Raw genomic sequence first — 18,458 nt, 5'->3', positions numbered from 1 at the left:
TCACGCTCGGCCTCCCGAAACCCCTCCCGGAAGCCGTTGTGCCATATACGACAGGCCACCGGCCGTCATGGTTGTCCTACGACCGCCGAAATTCTCAAGATTTTTTCAGCTGACGTGCCGGACGTACCTTTCGGCGATCTCCGCCAGGACCTCGGCGCCGTCCCTCGCCCACAGACCGGGGTTGAAGATCTCGACCTCGATCGCCCCCTCGTAGCCCGCCGCGTCCACCCGCTCGCGCCATGCGCGCAGGTCGATGCAGCCGTCGCCGAGCTGGCCGCGGCCCAGCAGCACTCCCTCGGGCAGCGGGGTGACCCAGTCGGCCAGTTGGAAGGCCGCGATCCTGCCTGCTGCACCGGCCTGCGCGGTGTGCGCGGGCGCCAGGTCGTCCCACCACAGGTGGTAGGTGTCCACCACGACACCGACCTGCTCGGCGGGGAAACTCCCGGCGATCTCCAGCGCCTGGCCGAGCGTGGAGATCACGCACCGGTCGGACGCGTACATCGGGTGCAGCGGCTCGATCGCCAGCCGCACCCCGCGCTCGGCGGCGTAGGGGGCCAGGACCGCGAGCGCGTCGGCGACCCGCTCCCGGGCCGCGGCGATGTCCCGGTCGCCGACCGGCAGGCCGCCCGACACCAGCACCAGGGTGCCGGTGGCCAGCTCCGCGGCCTCGTCGATCGCCGCGCGGTTGTCGTCGAGCGCCCTGGCGCGCAACTCCGGGTCGACCGCGGTGAAGAAGCCGCCGCGGCACAGCGACGTCACGGTCAGCCCGCTGTCGCGCATCAGGCGGGCGGCGCGTTCCACGCCGTACTCCTGTACCGGTGCCCGCCACAGGCCGACCGAGCCGATCCCGGCCGCCGCGCACCCCGCGGCCAGCTCCGGCAGCGACCATTGCTTGACGGTCTCCTGGTTGATGCTCAGCCGCGTGAGGTCGTGCGGCGCGGTTCCGGTCATGCGTCCACTCCGTGCAGCGTGAGCAGCGAGCGCATCCGGGCCTCGGCGAGGCCGGGGTCGGGGAACAGCCCCACCTGGTCGGCCAGCTCGTACGCCCGCGCCAGGTGCGGCAGGGAGCGCGCGGACTGGAGTCCGCCGACCATCGTGAAGTGCTCCTGGTGGCCGGCCAGCCAGGCCAGCAGGACGACACCTGTCTTGTAGAAGCGCGTCGGGGCGCAGAACAGGTGCCGGGACAGCTCCACCGTGGGGTCGAGCAGCCGCCGGAAGCCGTCGGTGTCCCCGGTGTCCAGGGTGCTCACCGCGGCGGCGGCAAGGGGCGCGAGCGGGTCGAAGATGCCGAGCAGGGCGTGGCTGAAGCCCTCCGCGTCACCGGCGATCAGCTCCGGATAGTTGAAGTCGTCGCCGGTGTAGCAGCGCACCCCCTCGGGGAGCCGGCGCCGCAGCTCCACTTCGCGGCGGGCGTCGAGCAGCGAGATCTTCACGCCGTCCACCTTGTCCGGGTGGGCGGCGATCACGTCGAGGAAGGTCCCGGTGGCCGCGTCGAGATCGGCGCTGCCCCAGTACCCCGCGAGCGCGGGGTCGAACATCGGGCCGAGCCAGTGCAGGATCACCCGGTCGGAGGACTGCCGCAGCAGGTGCCCGTACACCTCGAGGTAGTCCTCGGGGCCCTTGGCGATCGCCGCGAGCGCCCGGGAGGCCATCAGGACGGCCTGCGAGCCCGCCTCCTCGACCACCGCGAGCTGCTCCTCGTAGGCGGCGGTCACCTCGGCCAGGGTGGCCGCAGGGCCGGTCAGCTGGTCGGTGCCGACGCCGCAGGCGATCCGGCCGCCGGCGGCGCGCGCCTCTGCGGACGACCGCCGGATCAGCTCGGCGGCCACCGGCCAGTCCAGGCCCATGCCGCGCTGGGCGGTGTCCATGGCCTCCGCCACGCCGAGGCCGTGCGCCCACAGGTGGCGCCTGAAGGCCAGCGTCGCGTCCCAGTCCACCGCGGCCGGCTCGTCCGCCGCGGCGCGCAGCGGATCGGCCACCACATGGGCGGCCGAGTACACGACGCGGCTGCGCAGCGGCAGATCCGTCGGCAGGGCCACCGGCTGGGAACGCGGTGCGTAGCCGCGCAGCACGCCCGATGCGTCGGGCAGTCTGATCGTCACAGCGACAGCTCCGGGACCTCGAAACGGCGGCCCTCCGCGGAGGACTTGAGGCCGAGTTCGGCGAGCTGGACACCGCGGGCACCGGCCGTCAGGTCCCAGCGCCAGGGGTCGTCGAGGGCGACGTGGCGCAGGAAGAGCTCCCACTGGGCCTTGAAGCCGTTGTCGAACTCGGTGTTGTCCGGGACCTCCTGCCACTGGTCGCGGAAGTCCTCCGTGGCGGGCAGATCCGGATTCCACACCGGCTTGGGCGTGGCGGAACGGTGCTGGACACGGCAGTTGCGCAGCCCGGCCACGGCGGAGCCGTGCGTGCCGTCCACCTGGAACTCGACCAGCTCGTCCCGGTTGACGCGGACCGTCCAGGAGGAGTTGATCTGCGCCACGGCGCCGCCGTCGAGTTCGAAGATGCCGTAGGCGGCGTCGTCGGCCGTGGCGTCGTAGGGCTTGCCGCGCTCGTCCCAGCGCTGCGGCACGTGGGTCGCCGCCAGGGCCTGGACCGTGCGCACCCGGCCGAACGTCTCGTGCAGGACGTACTCCCAGTGCGGGAACATGTCGGCGACGATGCCGCCGCCGTCCTCGGCCCGGTAGTTCCAGGAGGGCCGCTGCGCGCTCTGCCAGTCCCCCTCGAAGACCCAGTAGCCGAACTCGCCGCGGATGGACAGGATCCGCCCGAAGAAGCCGCCGTCGACCAGCCGCTTGAGCTTCTGCAGCCCCGGCAGGAACAGCTTGTCCTGCACCACGCCGTGCTTGACCCCGGCGGCGGTGGCGAGCCGGGCGAGTTCCAGGGCGCCTTCGAGCGAGGTGGCGGTGGGCTTCTCGCAGTAGATGTGCTTGCCCGCCGCGATGGCCTGGCGCACCCCGGCCTCGCGGGCCGAGGTGACCTGCGCGTCGAAGTAGATGTCGACGGTCGGATCGGCGAGCACCGCGTCCAGGTCGGTCGACCAGTGCTCGATGCCGTGCTGCTCGGCCATGGCCCGCAGCGCGTGCTCGCGTCTGCCCACCAGTACCGGCTCCGGCCACAGCGTGGTGCCGTCGCCCAGGTCGAGCCCGCCCTGCTGTTGCAGGCTGAGGATCGAGCGGACCAAGTGCTGCCGGTATCCCATGCGTCCGGTGACGCCGTTCATGGCGATCCGCACAGTCCTGCGTGTCACGTGGGGTCCTCTTCTCGGTGGTTCGGCGGGCCCGGCGTGGCGGAGCCCATGGCGGCAAACGGATGGCGAGCGCCGCAGCAAGGCGTACAGCAAGCGCTTTCTTTCAGCTTCACGCTAACCCGCCGCTCTCGATTCGGGCAAGGGTTGCCCAGGAGGTCGAGTAAGCGCTTGCTATGACATCGGGGTACGTTCGCGATGACGCCACCCGGCGGGGATGAGACCATGACCCGCGGAATCCACAGGATCCGCGAAAACGGAGGAGGACCGCAGCGAGATGGCAGTGACTCTGGCCGATGTCGCAGCACGCGCCGGGGTGTCGTCCGCCACGGTCTCGCGCGTACTCAACGGCAACTACCCGGTGGCGGGCAGCACCCGCGAGCGGGTGCAGCGCGCGGTGGCCGAACTGGACTATGTCGTCAACGGCCAGGCACGGGCGCTCGCCGCCGCCACCTCCGACCTGGTCGGCGTGCTCGTGAACGACGTGGCCGACCCCTTCTTCGGGCTCATCGCCAGCGCGCTCCAGGCCGAGGTCGGAGTGGGCGCGGCCGAACCCGGCGGCAAGCTGACCGTGGTCTGCAACACCGGCGGGTCCCCCGAGGCCGAACTCACCTATCTCACCCTGCTGGAACGCCAGCGGGCCGCAGGAGTGGTGCTCACCGGCGGCGCCGTGGACAACCCCGCGCACAGCGCGGCGGTCACCGCGCGGCTCGCCCGGCTCGCCGCCTCGGGCACCAGGATCGTGCTGTGCGGCCGGCCACCGCTGACCCTGCCGGGCGACAGCGGTCCGCTCACCACGCTGGCCTTCGACAACCACGGTGGCGCCCGCCGGCTGACGGAGCATCTGCTCTCCCTCGGCCACCGCAGGATCGGCTACGTGACCGGGCCGAAGGAACGCAGCACGACGGGGCACCGGCTGGCCGGCCACCTGGCGGCGCTCGCCGCCGGCGGCATGGGTCCCGGCACCGATGCGGGAGCGGAGACCGACCTGCTGACGGTGCACGGCGGCTACGACCGGGACGCCGGCTACGACGCGACACTCGAACTGCTGCGCAGGGACCTGGGCGTGACGGCGATCGTGGCCGCCAACGACACGGTCGCGCTCGGGGTGTGCGCCGCGCTGCGCGACCGCGGGCTGGGCATCCCCGGCGACGTGTCGGTGGCCGGCTTCGACGACCTGCCCTTCAGCGCCGACACCTCCCCCGCCCTGACCACGGTCCGCATCCCCTTGCAGGAGGCCGGCGCCAGGGCCGGCCGGCTGGTGATGGGACGGCTCGCCCCGCCCCCCGGCGGGGTGGCCACGATCGCGACCGAGCTGATGGTCCGCGGGTCCACGGCGCCGCCCGCCACCGGCCGGTCCTGAAGTTATCCACAGGCTGGAAAACCCCTCTTCCCTCCGGCCTCGCCGTCGGCCTACCTTTGACTCAGTCAACGATCGACGCCGGGATCGACGTCGGCGATCAGCGTCGATGTCAGGGCGCACGGCAGAACGGGGGACAGTCATGGCCGTCAGGCAGATCCGCGAGTTCAACCGCTTCTACACCAACCTCATCGGGGCACTCGACTACAGCCGCCACCTGCACACACCGTTCACGCTCACCGAGGCGCGGGTGCTGTACGAGCTGGCGCACGGGCACCGTACGGACGCGGCCGACCTGCGGGTCGAGCTGTCGATCGACGCCGGGCATCTGAGCCGGATGCTCGCCAGGTTCGAGGAGCAGCAGCTCGTCACCAGGGGACCGTCCGAGCAGGACGCGAGGCGGCAGCGGATAGAGCTGACGGCGCGTGGGCGGGAGGCCGCGAGCCTGCTGGAGGAGCGGTCGGAGGAGGCCGTGGGGTCGCTCGTCGGCCGGATAGCGCCGGACGACCGGCCGCGGCTGACCGAGGCCATGCGGACGGTGCAGGACATACTGCGCGAGGACAGGCCGGAGCCCGCCGCGGAGCGCGTCAGCTTGCGCGGGCCGCGTCCTGGCGACCTGGGCTGGACCGTGGAGCGCAATGCGGCGGTCTACGCGGAGGAGTTCGGCTGGGACGAGGGGTACGAGGCACTGGTCGCGCGGATCGTCGCGGATTTCGCCGCCACCTTCGATCCGGAGCTGGAGGCCGTGTGGATAGCGGAGTTCGACGGGCTCCGGGCAGGCTGCGTCTTCTGCGTGCGTGACGAGGCGCCCGGCACCGCGCGGCTGCGGCTGTTGCTGGTCGACCCGGCGGCGCGCGGGCACGGCATAGGCAGGCGGCTGGTCGAGGCGTGCATAGCCTTCGCCCGTTCGGCGGGTTACACCGAACTCGTGCTGTGGACCAACGACGTCCTCGCCGATGCCCGGTCGCTCTACCAGCGGGCGGGTTTCGAACTGGTCGCACGGCACCCGCACCACAGCTTCGGCAAGGATCTCGTGGGGCAGGACTGGCGCCTGGTGCTGTAGCCGGCGGGCCGCATGCCGGGCCCGACGCGGGGCGGAGTGTCGAATGGATCACGGTTGACCAGGTCGGATCGGGTGCCTAGTGTCCGGCGAATGAGACTCGCCTTCTCCACCCTCGGTGTTCCCGAACTGCCCGTCGGCCAGGTGGCCCGGCTCGCGGCGGACAACGGCTTCCACGGCGTCGAGCTGCGCGCGAGCCCGGAGGGGCCGGTGCACACCGGCCTGTCCCCGGACGAACGCGCGGGCGTGGCGGAGGAGTTCGGAAAGGCGGGGGTCGAGATCCTCACCGTCGCCGCCTACGCCGAGGTGGCCGCGGCCGGTGACGACGATCCGGTGCTCGAAGAGATCGGCGCCGCGATGACGCTGGCCCACGACCTGGGGGCCTCCTTCGTCCGGGTCTTCCCTGGCGGGGGCGGCCTCGCCGTCGAAGAGGCGGACGCGCTGGCCGCACGGCGGCTCGCCGCCGCAGCGCCGGTCGCGGAGGACCTGGGGGTGCGCGTGCTGCTGGAGACCCACGACTCGCACCGCGGCGGCGCCGACGTGGCACGGGTGCTGGGCACGGTGGGGCACATCGGGGCCGGTGCGCTCTGGGACGTCATGCACACCTGGCTCGCCGGGGAGCAGCCGTCGGAGACCTATCCGGTGCTGGCGCCCTACCTCGGCTACCTCCAGGTCAAGGACATCGCCTCGGCCGCCGACACCACTCCGCTGCCGCTGGGTGCGGGGGTGCTGCCGCTGGCGGAGACCGTCGAGGTGCTCAGCCGGGCCGACTGGGACGGCTGGCTGTGCTGGGAGTACGAGAAGCGGTGGTATCCGCAGGCCGCCGAGCTGCCGGGGCTGCTGGGGGCGGCGCGGGAGCATCTGGCGCGGCTGCTCGCCGAGTCCGCCTGACCGGGCGGGCCGCGGGACGGATCAGGCCGGCCGGGCCGATCAGGCCGGACACCCCGGGCGGAAGGCCAGGAAGGGACTGCGGTCGGGAGCGCAGCGGCGAAGGAGGGACGCATGCTCGATCTGGGGCGCCTGAAGGCGCTGCACGCCGTGCACACCCACGGCTCCATCGGCGCCGCCGCGACGGCGCTCGGCTACACGCCTTCCGCGGTGTCGCAGCAGATCTCGAAGCTGGAGCGGGAGACGCACACGGTGCTGCTCGAACGCCAGGGCCGCGGGGTGGCGCTCACCGACGCCGCGCAGTTGCTGGTCTCGACGGCCGAGCAGCTGCTGTCCATCGTGGAGCGGGCGGAGGTGGCACTCGAGGAGCAGCGGGGCAGGCCGTCCGGCCGGCTGACGGTGGCGGCGTTCCCGACCGCGGCCTGCGGGCTGCTGCCACCTGTCCTGGCGGAGCTCGCGGCCAAGCATCCGTCGCTCGACCTGCGGCTCGTCGAGGTGGACGCCCATCTGTCGGTGGATCTGGTGGCGCGCGGGGTGGTGGACCTGGCGGTGGCGCACGACTGGGACATCGCCCCGCTCCCCGCGCCCGAGGGCGTGGAGCGCGCGGTCATCGGTGACGACAGGTGCGATGTGCTGGTGCCCTCGGGCCACCGGCTGGCGGAACGGGACGGCCTGCTGCGGTCGGACGTGGCGCGGGAGCGGTGGATCTGCCAGCCGCCCGGCTCGGTCTGCCACGACTGGCTGGTGCGGACGCTGCGCGAGGCCGGGACGGAACCCGACATGGCGTACCAGGTCGGCGAGTACCGCACCCAGATGGCACTGGTGGAGGCGGGGCTCGGCATCGCGCTGGTGCCGAGGCTGGGCCGTGGTGAGACGCCGGCGGGGGTCCGGGTGCTGCGGCTCGAACCGGCGCCCGTACGGCGGCTGTACGCGCTGTGGCGGGCGGGTGCGTCGCGGAGGCCGTCCATCGGGGTGGCGGTGGACACGCTGCGGGCCCACTGGCCTGCTGCGGGCTGAAGGGCCCCCGGCACCGCATGATCGGGGCATGCGCCCAGCACACCCCACAGACCGCGGCCGCGGGGACGTCACGCCGCCGGCCCACGACCCGCACCGCCCGCCGCGCCGCCCCCGTACGGAACCGGTACGGCCTGTCGCCCGTCCCATCGGCATGGTGCTGAAGACGGCGGTACGCAGGGCGGTTTCCGGGATGGCGCTCGCCGCGGCGCTCGCTCTGCCGGCCACCGCGTGCGGTGGCGGGTCGGGCCCCGGCGGGGTGGATGCGGTACCCGGTTCGACCCTGACCTCGGTTCCGGCCTCGGCCTCCCTCCCGGCCCCGCCTGCGACGTCGGCCTCCGCTGCGCCCTCGGCGACCCCCTCCGGCAGCCCGGCGGCCGGCGGCGGGACGGCCGCCGACCGAGTGGTCTACTTCTCCGCGGCGCCGCGGGGCCCGGCGGACGGTCACCAGGTGCTGCACGACCGGGCGGAGGTCGACCGGTACGCGGCGGCGTTCGCGGCACAGGACCCGCAGGCCGAGGCGCGGATCGTGGCGGCGGGGCGGAGCACGGACTTCACACGGCGGCTGCTGGTCGGCTGGACCACGACGACCGGGTGCAGCGCTGCCACCGGGGCGGCGCTCGCCGTGTCGGGGAACCGGCTCGAACTGCGGGTCAGCCAGCCCGAGCCGCCGCCGGAGTGCCTGGTGGCCTTCCGGATGTCCGTGGTCTTCCAGGTGGCCAGGGAGCGCATTCCGGCCCAGCCCGTCTTCGGCTGACGGGCCGTCGGGGCGGGCCGGGGGCCGCCGGCACCGCTGCGGTGCTCACGCGGAGGTTCGACCAGGCCATTGACTGGCGAAAACTTCCACGCTATCCGTGTACATCTGGAAATTAGTTTCAGCCGCGTGCACTCTCCTCCGCCCAGAAGGAGTCCGTCTTGCACCACCACCCATCCCGCCGCAGTGTCATCTCCGCAGCCGCGGCCGGCTCCGTCGTCATGGCCACCGCGGCACCCTCCGCCGCCGCCGGATCCGCCCTGAGCGGCGCGGACCGCCGCAGGATTCGCGCGATCATCCAGCGGATGACCCTGGAGGAGAAGGTCGGCCAGCTGTTCGTGATGCGGATCTACGGGGCGTCGGCGACCGACCCCGACCCCGCGGACGTCGCCGCCAACCAGAAGGAGATCGGCGTCTCCGACGCCGCGGAACTCCTCGCGACCTACCACGTCGGCGGCATCATCTACTTCGCGTGGGCCCACAACACGCAGAACCCGCACCAGATCGCCGACCTCTCGAACGGCATCCAGCGAGCCGCGCTCTCACACGGCACACCCGTGCCGCTGCTGATCTCCACCGACCAGGAGCAGGGCGCGGTCGCCAGGATCGGCGCCCCTGCCACCCTCTTCGGCGGCGGCATGGCACTCGGCGCCGACGGCAGTCCCGCCGACGCGCGGACGGCCGCCCGGGTGATCGGCACCGAACTCGGCGCCATGGGCGTCAACCAGAACTACTCCCCCGTCTCCGACGTCAACATCAACCCCGGCAACCCGGTGATCGGCGTCCGCTCCTTCGGCGCCGACCCCGAAGCGGTCGCCGCGCTGGCCGCCGCACAGGTCAAGGGCTACCAGAGCGCCGGAATCGCCTCCACCGCCAAGCACTTCCCCGGACACGGCGACACCGGCACCGACAGCCACTTCTCACTGCCGATCATCACCCACTCGCTCGAGCAGTGGCAGACCGTCGACGCCCCGCCCTTCCGTGCGGCGATCGCGGCCGGCATCGACTCGATCATGACCGCGCACATCCTCGTACCGGCCCTTGACGACTCCGGCGACCCGGCGACGCTCTCGTACCCCATCCTCACCGGGGTGCTGCGGGAACAGCTCGGCTACGACGGTGTGGTGGTCACCGACGCGCTCGACATGGCGGGCGTGCGGGAGAAGTACGGCGACGACCGGGTGCCGGTGCTCGCGCTCAAGGCGGGCGTCGACCAGCTGCTCAACCCGCCGCTGCTGGGCGTGGCCTACCAGGGCGTGCTGGACGCCGTGGCCTCGGGCGAGCTGACCGAGGAGCGCATCGCGGTGTCGCTGGAGCGGATCCTCGCGCTGAAATTCCGCAAGGGCCTGTTCCGCAACCCCTATGTCACCCACGCCGGTGTCGACCGCGCGGTCGGTACGCGCTCGCACCTCGCGACCGCCGACCGGATCACCGACCGCGGCATCACCCTGCTCGCCAACGACGGGCACGCGCTGCCGCTCCCCCGCCGCTCGCACCGGAATCTGCTGGTCGTCGGCGCCGATCCCGCGGCGCCCTCGGGCACCGGAGGTCCGCCGACCGGCGTGCTGGCCAAGGCCCTCACCGACCTCGGCCACCCGGCGCAGGCGCTGTCCACCGGCACCGCGCCCACCCGGGCGGTGATCGACCAGGCGGTGGCCGCGGCCGCGGGCAAGGACGCGGTGATCGTCTGCACCTACAACGTGACGTCGGCGTCGTCCTCGCAGATCGCCCTGGTCACCGCCTTGACCGCGGCGTCGGTCCCGGTCGTGACGGTCGCCATCCGCAATCCCTACGACATCGCCGCCCTGCCGCCGGTGGGCGCCTCGCTCGCCACCTACGGCTGGACCGACGTCTCGATGCGCGCCGCGGCCCGGGTGATCGCCGGGAAGACGTCGCCGACGGGCAGGCTGCCGGTCGCCGTCCCGCGCGCCGACGACCCGGCCACGGCGCTCTACCCGATCGGTTACGGCCTGCGCTACTGACGGCCGGCCGACCCGCGGGTGCGGGCCGGCGGCGCGTCAGGCCGCCGCCCGCACCTCGCCGGTGAAGGTGCGCCACAGTTCGGCGTAGCGCCCGTCGCGGGCCAGCAGCGCCTCGTGGTCACCGTCCTCGACGACCCGTCCATGGTCGAGGACCACGACCCGGTCGGCGCGGGCCGCGGTGCTCAGGCGGTGCGCGACCACCAGGGTGGTGCGGCGCGTCGCGAGCCGGTCGGCCGCCTGGTTGACCAGTGCCTCGGTCGCCAGGTCGAGCGCCGCGGTGGCCTCGTCGAGCAGCAGGATCGCCGGGTCGACCAGTTCGGCGCGGGCCAGCGCGATCAGCTGCCGCTGCCCCGCGGACAGGTTCCGGCCGCGCTCGGCCACCTCGTGCAGATAACCGCCCTCCAGGGTCGCGATCATCGCGTGCGCGCCCACCGCCCGGGCCGCGGCCTCCACCTCGGCGTCGGTCGCGTCGGCCCTGCCGTAGGCGATGGCGTCGCGGACGGTGCCGGCGAAGAGGTACGGCTCCTGGGGGACGACGCCGAGCCGCTGCCGGTAGCCGGTCAGGTCGAGTTCGCGGATGTCGTCGCCGTCCACCAGCACCGCGCCGTCGGTCGGGTCGTAGAACCGGGCGACCATCTTCACCAGGGTGGACTTGCCCGCGCCCGTCTCGCCGACGAAGGCCACGGTCTGGCCCGCGGGGATCCGCAGGGAGATGCCGGCCAGCGCCTCCGTGCCGTCGGCCTGCGGGCCGCCGTAGCGGAAGTGCAGGTCGCGGAAGACGACCTCGCCGCGCAGCGGCCCGACCGGCCGGGGCGTGGCGGCGGCCGGTGTGGTGGTGGGCTCGCGCAGCAGTTCCCGGATCCGGCCGAGCGAGACCGAGGCCTGCTGGTAGCCGTCGAAGACCTGCGAAAGCTGCTGCACGGGCGAGAAGAACAGGTCGATGTAGAGCAGATACGCCACCAGGGCGCCCGCGGTCAGCGTCCCCGCGCTCACCCGGTGCGCGCCGATGATCAGCACGAGGGCGGCGGCCACGCTGGACAGCAGCTGCACGAACGGGAAGTAGACCGAGATCAGGAACTGCCCGCGCACCCGGGCGCTGCGGTAGTCGTCGCTGCGCTGGGCGAAGCGCTCGGCGCCGCGCCGCTGGCCGCGGAAGGCCTGCACGACGCGCAGCCCGGCGACATGCTCCTGGAGGTCGGCGTTGACGACCGCGACCCGTTCCCTGGCGAGTTCGTAGGCCCGCACCGACTTGCGGCGGAAGACCCAGGTGCCGACGATCAGGACGGGCAGGGTGGCGAAGACCACCAGGGCAAGCTCGACGTCGATGGCCAGCAGCGCCACCAGGATGCCGCCGAAGGTGAGCACGCTGACCAGCGCGGTGACCAGTCCGGTCTGCAGGAACGTGGACAGCGCGTCCACGTCGGTGGTCATCCGGGTCATGATGCGGCCGGTCAGCTCGCGCTCGTAGTAGTCGAGGCCGAGCCGGTGCAGGTGCGCGAATATCTTGACCCGCAGGGTGTACAGCACGCGTTCACCGGTGCGCCCGGTGAGCAGGGTGGAGCCCCACTCCGCGGCCCACTGCGTCAGCACCAGGGCCAGGCCGAGCAGCGACGCCGCCCAGACCGCGCCCAGCGCCTGGCGCCTGACACCGGCGTCGATGCCGTGCCTGATGAGCACCGGCAGCAGCAGCCCTGCGAGGGCGTCGACCGCGACCAGCAGCAGGCTCAGCAGCAGCGGGGAGCGGAAGCCGCGCAGCAGGCTGCGCAGGCCGAAGGTGTGGTCCGCCTGCCGCGCGCGCTCCTCGTCGATCTGCGGGGTGTCGTCCGCGGGCGGCAGCGCGGCCACCTTGGCGAGCAGATCCGGGGTGGCGGGCATGCCCGCCAGCGCGCCCGCCATGGCTCCCGGCCCGCCGGCGGGCCGGGGCGCGGCTGCCGCTCCGGCGGCCTGGGCGCCGTCCGCGGCACCGGTCCCCTTACGGCGGTCGGCCGGCCACAGCTCGGGGGTGATGCCGCCCGCGGGGGCGGCGTCCTGGTCCGCGGCCGGACGGTCCGCTGTCACGGCGGGCTCGCCGGCGCGGGCCGCGACGCCTGCCGGGTCGATCTCGACCACGTCGGCGCCGAGCGCGTCCGGGTCGGTCAGCAGGGCGCGGTAGAGGGCGCTGCGCTCCTGGAGTTCGTCGTGCGTGCCGATGTCGGACAGCCGCCCGGCGTCGAGGACGGCGATGCGGTCGGCGAGCGCCAGGGTGGAGCGGCGGTGGGCGATGAGCAGCGTCGTACGGCCGCGCATGACCTCGCGCAGGGCGTCGAATATCTCGGCCTCGACCCGGGCGTCGATCGCCGAGGTCGCGTCGTCGAGCAGCAGCAGCCGGGGGTCGGTGAGGATGGCCCGGGCGAGCGCGACCCGCTGCCGCTGGCCGCCGGACAGGGTGAGGCCCTGCTCGCCGACCACCGTGTCGTAGCCGTCGGGCAGGTCGGTGATGAAGCCGTGCGCCTGGGCGGCGCGGGTGGCGGCGACGATCTGCTCCTCTGTCGCCTCCGGGTGCCCGTAGGCGATGTTGGCGCGCACCGTGTCAGAGAACAGGAAGCTCTCCTCCGGCACCATGCCGATGGCCGACCGCAGGGAGTCGAAGGTCAGCTCCCGCACGTCGGTGCCGCCGAGCAGGACGGCGCCGCCGGTGACGTCGTACAGCCGGGGCAGCAGCAGCGAGACGGTGGACTTGCCCGAGCCTGACGAGCCGACGACCGCGACGGTCTCGCCGGGCGCGACGGTCAGGTCGAAGCCCCGCAGGACGGGGCGCTCCTTGCTGTAGCCGAAGGTGACGTGGTCGAACTCGACGGTGGCGGGGGCGTCCGCGGGGAGTGCCTTGGTGCCCTCCTCCAGGGTCGGCTCGGTGTCGATCAGCTCGAAGACGCGCTCGACGCCGGCCCTGGCCTGCTGGCCGACGGTCAGCATCATGGCGAGCATCCGCACCGGCCCTGTGAGCTGTGCGAGGTAGGTGGAGAAGGCGACGAAGGTGCCCAGGGTGATCTGGCCGCGAGCGGCCATCCAGCCGCCGAGCGCGAGCATGCCGATCTGCCCGAGTGACGGCACCGCCTGGAGGGCCGGGGTGTAGCGGGCACTGAGCCGGACCGTACGCAGCCGGCCGGCGAAGAGCTTGCGGCTGACGGTGGCCAGCTTGCCCATCTCCTGCTGCTCCTGGCCGAAGCCCTTGACCACCCGCACGCCGGTGACGGACCCGTCGACGATCCCGGCGACGGCGGCCGCCTGCCCCTGCGCGTACCAGGTCGCGGGGAAGAGCCGCAGGCGGGAGCGGTTGGCGATGAACCACAGCGCGGGCGCGACGGCAAGTGCGACCAGGGTGAGCAGCGGCGAGAGCATCAGCATGACGACGAGCGAGAGCAGGAAGAGCAGCAGATTGCCGATGACCATGGGGAGCATGAAGAGAAGCCCCTGGATCAGCTGGAGGTCGCTGGTGGCGCGGCCGACGACCTGCCCTGTGCTCAGCTCGTCCTGCCGGCGGCCGTCGAGCCGCAGGATCGTACCGAACATCTCGTTGCGCAGGTCGTGCTGGACGTCCAAGGCGAGCCGTCCGCCGTAGTAGCGGCGCAGGTACGTCAGCGCGTAGACCACCACCGCGGCGGCAACCAGCGCGATCGCCCAGGGCATGAGCGGCTTGTCGTGCTTGACGATGACGTCGTCGATGATCAGCTTGGGGACCAGCGGCACCAGCGCGGTGACCGCCATGCCGGCGAGCGAGGCGCCGAGCGCGAGCAGCACATTGCGTCTGTACCGCCAGCAGTAGCCTGCCAGCCGCCGGAGCCACCCCTGCTCCTGGCCGTCCTTCGCCGCCGTCACCGGCATCGCCGTCGTCACGCGGTCCTCCCACCCCATCCTCTGCCGTCCGCCCACATCCGGTCCCTCACTCCGACGCTGCAACGCGCCAGGCTGCACGTTTCATCCTCCTGCAACAAACCAACGACCAAGGTCGCACACAAGTGCGACCTTGGTCGTAATCCCTTCGGGTGATTCGGCAGCGTCGCCCCGTGCTCAGCGGGCCTCGGCGATCTGCCGGGCCATGATCGTGGTGAGCTCGTAGGCGGTGTGGGAGGCGGCGACCGAGGTGATCTCGGCGTGGTCGTAGGCCGGGGCGACCTCCACGACATCGGCGGAGACCAGCCGGCAGCCGGCCAGGCCGCGCAGGATCTCCAGCAGCTCGCGGGAGGTGAGGCCGCCCGCCTCGGGGGTGCCGGTCCCCGGCGCGTGGGCCGGGTCGAGGACGTCGATGTCGACGGAGACGTAGAGCGGGCGGTCGCCGATCCGCTCGGCGAGCTGCTGGACGACCTCGTCCACCCCGCGGCGCATGACGTCGGCGGAGGTCACGATGCCGAAGCCCATCCGCTCGTCGTCGTCCAGGTCCTTGCGCCCGTACAGCGGGCCGCGGGTGCCGACGTGCGACAGCGCGGAGGTGTCGAGGATGCCCTCCTCGACGGCACGGCGGAAGGGCGTCCCGTGCGTGTAGGCGGCGCCGAAGTAGGTGTCCCAGGTGTCCAGGTGCGCGTCGAAGTGGAGCAGCGCCACCGGGCCGTGCCTGCGGGCGACCGCGCGCAGCAGCGGCAGCGCGATCGTGTGGTCGCCGCCGAGCGTCATCAGCCGCGCCCCGGTGCCGAGCAGGTCGTCGGCCGCCGCCTGGATGGTCTCGACCGCCTCGCCGATGTCGAAGGGGTTGGCGGCGATGTCGCCGGCGTCCGCGACCTGGGCGAGCGCGAAGGGGGACGCGTCCTGCGCGGGGTTGTAGGGCCGCAGCAGCCGGGAGGCCTCGCGGATCGCGTTGCCGCCGAAGCGGGCGCCGGGCCGGTAGGACACCCCGCTGTCGAAGGGGACGCCCACCACGGCGACGTCGGCGCTGCCGACCTCGTCGAGTCGGGGCAGACGGGCGAAGGTCGCGGGACCCGCGTAGCGCGGGATGCGCGAGGAGTCGACGGGGCCGCGCGGCTCTGCGCTGCTCATGGTGGCTGCCTTTCTGCGTGGTCTGCGTGGCCTGCGTGGTCTGCGTGGCCTTCCGAAAGGCCTTCTGCGGGACCTTCTGCGGGACCGGTGCCCGGCGTGCGGGTGTCGGCCGCCCGCTCACCGCCGCGCGCCGGGTGCGCGCTGCCCGCCGGGTGCGGGCGGCACGGGTCGGGCCGACGCTACGCCGGTGCCGTAAGTCCCCGAAATGTACGTTTCCGCACATCGGCATGGTCTATTACGCCTCGGCGTCGATCCGCGGGACGTCGCACGTGGGGGCGCCGGAGCGGGACAATGTCCCCATGCCCAAGGATCCTGCCGCTGCCGCGCCCACGCGCCGCGCCCTCGCCTCCCACCTGATACGCACCCGGATCGCCGGGGACGTCGCCACCAGCCGGGAGAACAACCTCGACCACTACCGCGAACTGGCGGAGGGCAACCGCTACTACTGGTTCGGACTCGACCTCGGCGGCCGCTGGACGGACCGGGCGGCCGTCCTCGACCTGATGGCGGAGCGCTGCGGCGTGGTGGCCGACCCGGGTCACCGCAGCGGGCAGGACACGATAGACCCCGAACTGACGCTGGACGCCCTCGACCGGATGGCCGTGGTGCTGCACAAGGCGGTGGAGAACCGCTCCCGGGTGCTGTTCGCGACCGGGCACCCCGCGGGCCTCTACGCCGTGCACCACGCGCTGGCCGCCGCGCTGCGGGCGGCGGGCTGCACGCTGGTCACCCCGGCCGACCACCTCTACGCCGACGGCGGCGAGATCCGGCACCTCGCCTCGGTCTCGATGCTGCACCGGGCCGGCGGCCTGGTGCACACCCACTCGCCCGACCCGATGCGGGAGATCCTGGCGGCGCTCGAACGCGACGGCCAGGCGCCGCCGGACCTGGTGGTCGCCGACCACGGCTGGGCCGGATACGCCGGTGGGCGCGGCATCGACACGGTCGGCTTCGCCGACTGCAACGACCCGGCGCTCTTCGTGGGCGAGGCGGAAGGCAGCCTGCTGGTGACCGTGCCGCTCGACGACAACGTGCCGCCACACCACTACGCGCCGATGACGGCCTACCTGCTGGCCGCGGCCGGCCTCCGGCAGCCCGCCTGACCTTCCCCGCCGCCCGCGCGGACCTGACGTGTCCCCGATCCCTGGTTACGATCAGTGAACGAGGTCGAGGAAGGCGGGCGGCACAGTGGTCCAGGTAGCGATCGTCGACGACGAAGCGCTGGTCAGAGCCGCCCTGCGGAGCATCCTCGAAGCCTCGGGCGACATCCGCGTCGTCGCGGAGTGTGACGGTCGCCAGGCGCTGGCGGCGGTGGCGGCGGTCCGCCCCGACCTGGTGCTGCTGGACGCCGTGATGCCGGAGCCGGACGACGGCCTGAGCGTGCTGCGGGCGCTGCGGGCGCTCGACGACCCGCCGGTCGTGGCCATGCTGACCGCTTTCGACACCAGCGCGCACCTGCGGGCCGCGATGGCGGCGGGGGCGAGCGGCTTCCTGCTCAAGGACACCGCCGTGGGGACGCTGATCGACGCGGTGCGCGTCCTCGCCTCGGGCGGCACCGTCTTCACCCCGGCGGTGGGCCGGGCGGTGGTGGAGGGCTTCCTCGGCAAGGCGGCACCGTCCACCGCGCCGCCTCCCGCAGGCGGCGCGGTGGACGCCGCGGTCGGCGCCCTCACCGACCGCGAGCGCGAGGTGCTGCGGCTGCTCGCGACGAGCCGGCCGAACGCCGGCATCGCGGACGAGCTGCGGATATCCGTGGGCACCGTGAAGGACCATGTCAGGTCGGTGCTGCGCAAGCTCGGCGCGCCCAACCGGGTCTCGGCCGCCGTGATCGCCCACCAGGCGGGCCTCGTCCGTCCGCCGGAGCTCCCGTGAGGCTCCGCGCCGCGGCCCCCGACACCGCACTGCTCGCCCTGTCCGCGACCGAGGTGTGGGCCACCCGGTCCTTCGGCGGGCCCGTCGCGCTCTTCTTCGCCTGCCTGGGGACGGCGGCGCTGCCGGCGCGGCACCGCTTCCCGCTGACGGCCTTCGCGACGACGCTGCCCGCACTGGCGCTCGGCTACATCTGGTTCTCCCCGATGGGCACGCTCTACGAGATCTCGGCCGGCCGTCCGGGGCGGCTGCCGGCGCGGGGGCCGCGGACGGCACCGGAAGGGACCGGCCCGGAGCGGTGGCTGCCGTTCGGGGCGGTGCCCGCGCGGTCGGCGCTGATCGGCGGCTGCGCGCTGGTCGCGGGGGTGGTGAGCTTCATCCCGTGGCCCTTCCGCGACCCGGTCGGCTGGGCGCTGTCCGACACCATCCTCGCGGTGATGCTGTCCGCGCTGCTGGCCGTCGCCCCGACCGCGCTCGGGCTGCTGGCGTCCTCCCGGCGCGAGCTGGCGGGGCGGCTCGACGAGCTGGCGGCCAGCAGGGAGCGGGAGCGGTCGCTCGCGGCGGAGCAGGCGGTCGTACGGGAGCGGACCAGGTTGGCCCGCGAGATGCACGACACGGTGGCCCACCACCTCAGCCTGATCGCGGTGCAGTCAGGGGCGCTCGAGGTGACGGCGGAGGGCCCGCGGGCCCAGGCGGCGGCGGGCGCCGTACGGGAGCTGAGCCGGGACGCGCTGGACGAGCTGCGGCGCATGGTCGGCCTGCTGCGGCTGCCGGTGGCCGACGGGCAGGATCTGGCAGCCGGTCCCGGGCTCGCCGGCATTCCGGCGCTGGTCGCCGCGGCCGGTCCGCGCACGCACGGCGAGCTCGCCGGGGCGGCGGACGGCGACGCGCCGCCCGCCGAGGTGCAGCACGCGGCCTATCGCATCGTGCAGGAAGCGCTGACCAACGTGCGCAAGCACGCACCGGGAGCACGGACCCGGGTGCTGGTGAGGCGGTCGGACGGCGTGCTGCTGGTCGAGGTCCGCAACGGCCCGGGCGGGCAGGCGCCCCCGTCCGCACTGCCGTCCGGCGGCCACGGGCTGGCCGGGCTCCGCGAGCGGGCGGTCCAGCTCGGCGGCGACTTCGACGCGCTGCCGGCCTCCTCAGGGGGTTTCCTGGTACGTGCCAGGCTGCCGGTCGGCCCGCCAGCCGAGACGGGCTGAGGTCCCCCGGGCCCGTCGAATCCGCGGGCCGGAACCGGAACGCCAGGGCTGCGGCCGGCCCGGGTCGTCGGGGCC

At 73.5% G+C, this 18,458-nt stretch carries 14 protein-coding genes; 9 read left to right on the top strand and 5 right to left on the bottom strand.

Annotation, left to right across the window (positions count from 1 at the left end):
• Positions 1–105: 105 nt before the first annotated feature.
• From ACGFMP_RS05945 to ACGFMP_RS05935, 3 genes are read right to left on the bottom strand one after another with little or no spacing between them, the layout of a single operon-like run.
• The gene (locus tag ACGFMP_RS05945; protein ID WP_393670553.1) at positions 106–951 is read right to left on the bottom strand and encodes a sugar phosphate isomerase/epimerase family protein; all 846 of its coding nucleotides are present in this window, start codon (positions 949–951) and stop codon (positions 106–108) included.
• Positions 948–2,102 carry a dihydrodipicolinate synthase family protein gene (locus tag ACGFMP_RS05940; protein ID WP_393670552.1) on the bottom strand — a complete coding sequence of 385 codons (1,155 nt, stop codon included), beginning with the start codon at positions 2,100–2,102 and terminating at the stop codon, positions 948–950. The genes ACGFMP_RS05945 and ACGFMP_RS05940 overlap by 4 nt, the downstream gene beginning before the upstream one ends.
• The gene (locus ACGFMP_RS05935; RefSeq protein WP_393670551.1) at positions 2,099–3,250 is read right to left on the bottom strand and encodes a Gfo/Idh/MocA family protein; all 1,152 of its coding nucleotides are present in this window, start codon (positions 3,248–3,250) and stop codon (positions 2,099–2,101) included. The genes ACGFMP_RS05940 and ACGFMP_RS05935 overlap by 4 nt, the downstream gene beginning before the upstream one ends.
• A gap of 274 nt (positions 3,251–3,524) precedes the next feature.
• Here ACGFMP_RS05935 and ACGFMP_RS05930 point away from each other — a divergent pair, with 274 nt between their 5' ends.
• The 6 genes from ACGFMP_RS05930 (at position 3,525) to ACGFMP_RS05905 (ending at position 10,305) form a co-directional block, all read left to right on the top strand.
• Entirely contained in the window at positions 3,525–4,610 is a 1,086-nt protein-coding gene (locus ACGFMP_RS05930; protein WP_393670550.1) for a LacI family DNA-binding transcriptional regulator, read from the top strand.
• Positions 4,611–4,749: 139 nt separating this feature from the next.
• Entirely contained in the window at positions 4,750–5,670 is a 921-nt protein-coding gene (locus ACGFMP_RS05925) for a GNAT family N-acetyltransferase (RefSeq protein WP_393670549.1), read from the top strand.
• Between the two features lie 90 nt (positions 5,671–5,760).
• Positions 5,761–6,558 carry a sugar phosphate isomerase/epimerase family protein gene (locus ACGFMP_RS05920; protein ID WP_393670548.1) on the top strand — a complete coding sequence of 266 codons (798 nt, stop codon included), beginning with the start codon at positions 5,761–5,763 and terminating at the stop codon, positions 6,556–6,558.
• Between the two features lie 111 nt (positions 6,559–6,669).
• Positions 6,670–7,572, top strand: a complete 903-nt coding sequence (locus tag ACGFMP_RS05915; protein WP_393670546.1) for a LysR family transcriptional regulator — start codon at positions 6,670–6,672, stop codon at positions 7,570–7,572.
• 28 nt (positions 7,573–7,600) lie between these two features.
• The gene (locus ACGFMP_RS05910) at positions 7,601–8,326 is read left to right on the top strand and encodes a hypothetical protein (RefSeq protein WP_393670545.1); all 726 of its coding nucleotides are present in this window, start codon (positions 7,601–7,603) and stop codon (positions 8,324–8,326) included.
• A 158-nt stretch (positions 8,327–8,484) separates the two neighbouring features.
• Positions 8,485–10,305 (top strand): glycoside hydrolase family 3 protein, encoded by a 1,821-nt coding sequence (locus tag ACGFMP_RS05905; RefSeq protein WP_393670543.1) that lies wholly within the window; start codon positions 8,485–8,487, stop codon positions 10,303–10,305.
• A 36-nt stretch (positions 10,306–10,341) separates the two neighbouring features.
• On the opposite strand, the gene ACGFMP_RS05900 is transcribed toward ACGFMP_RS05905, so the two are convergent.
• Positions 10,342–14,166 carry an ABC transporter ATP-binding protein gene (locus ACGFMP_RS05900; protein ID WP_393671338.1) on the bottom strand — a complete coding sequence of 1,275 codons (3,825 nt, stop codon included), beginning with the start codon at positions 14,164–14,166 and terminating at the stop codon, positions 10,342–10,344.
• Positions 14,167–14,352: 186 nt separating this feature from the next.
• On the bottom strand, positions 14,353–15,312 hold the full coding sequence (gene speB, locus ACGFMP_RS05895; protein ID WP_393670542.1) for an agmatinase: 960 nt from the start codon (positions 15,310–15,312) through the stop codon (positions 14,353–14,355).
• Positions 15,313–15,611: 299 nt separating this feature from the next.
• Between speB and ACGFMP_RS05890 the strand changes: the two genes are divergently transcribed.
• The 3 genes from ACGFMP_RS05890 to ACGFMP_RS05880 all read left to right on the top strand — a co-directional run bounded on the left by ACGFMP_RS05890 (position 15,612) and on the right by ACGFMP_RS05880 (position 18,383).
• On the top strand, positions 15,612–16,415 hold the full coding sequence (locus ACGFMP_RS05890; protein ID WP_393670541.1) for a phosphatase: 804 nt from the start codon (positions 15,612–15,614) through the stop codon (positions 16,413–16,415).
• A gap of 85 nt (positions 16,416–16,500) precedes the next feature.
• Positions 16,501–17,184 (top strand): response regulator, encoded by a 684-nt coding sequence (locus tag ACGFMP_RS05885; RefSeq protein WP_393670539.1) that lies wholly within the window; start codon positions 16,501–16,503, stop codon positions 17,182–17,184.
• On the top strand, positions 17,181–18,383 hold the full coding sequence (locus ACGFMP_RS05880; RefSeq protein WP_393670538.1) for a sensor histidine kinase: 1,203 nt from the start codon (positions 17,181–17,183) through the stop codon (positions 18,381–18,383). The genes ACGFMP_RS05885 and ACGFMP_RS05880 overlap by 4 nt, the downstream gene beginning before the upstream one ends.
• Positions 18,384–18,458 lie beyond the last annotated feature (75 nt).

Origin of the sequence: Streptomyces sp. NPDC049040, from assembly GCF_043197715.1 — a bacterium.
In the GTDB taxonomy this organism is placed as follows: domain Bacteria; phylum Actinomycetota; class Actinomycetes; order Streptomycetales; family Streptomycetaceae; genus Actinacidiphila.
This window is presented reverse-complemented; position numbering and strand designations above follow the sequence as displayed.

Bases quoted from the DNA above. Each gene is read 5' to 3' on its own strand.
- ACGFMP_RS05945 (WP_393670553.1), bottom strand. From the start codon at position 951: ATGACCGGAACCGCGCCGCACGACCTCACGCGGCTGAGCATCAACCAG.
- ACGFMP_RS05930 (WP_393670550.1), top strand. From the start codon at position 3,525: ATGGCAGTGACTCTGGCCGATGTCGCAGCACGCGCCGGGGTGTCGTCC.
- ACGFMP_RS05925 (WP_393670549.1), top strand. From the start codon at position 4,750: ATGGCCGTCAGGCAGATCCGCGAGTTCAACCGCTTCTACACCAACCTC.
- ACGFMP_RS05920 (WP_393670548.1), top strand. From the start codon at position 5,761: ATGAGACTCGCCTTCTCCACCCTCGGTGTTCCCGAACTGCCCGTCGGC.
- ACGFMP_RS05915 (WP_393670546.1), top strand. From the start codon at position 6,670: ATGCTCGATCTGGGGCGCCTGAAGGCGCTGCACGCCGTGCACACCCAC.
- ACGFMP_RS05910 (WP_393670545.1), top strand. From the start codon at position 7,601: ATGCGCCCAGCACACCCCACAGACCGCGGCCGCGGGGACGTCACGCCG.
- ACGFMP_RS05900 (WP_393671338.1), bottom strand. From the start codon at position 14,166: ATGCCGGTGACGGCGGCGAAGGACGGCCAGGAGCAGGGGTGGCTCCGG.
- speB (WP_393670542.1), bottom strand. From the start codon at position 15,312: ATGAGCAGCGCAGAGCCGCGCGGCCCCGTCGACTCCTCGCGCATCCCG.
- ACGFMP_RS05890 (WP_393670541.1), top strand. From the start codon at position 15,612: ATGCCCAAGGATCCTGCCGCTGCCGCGCCCACGCGCCGCGCCCTCGCC.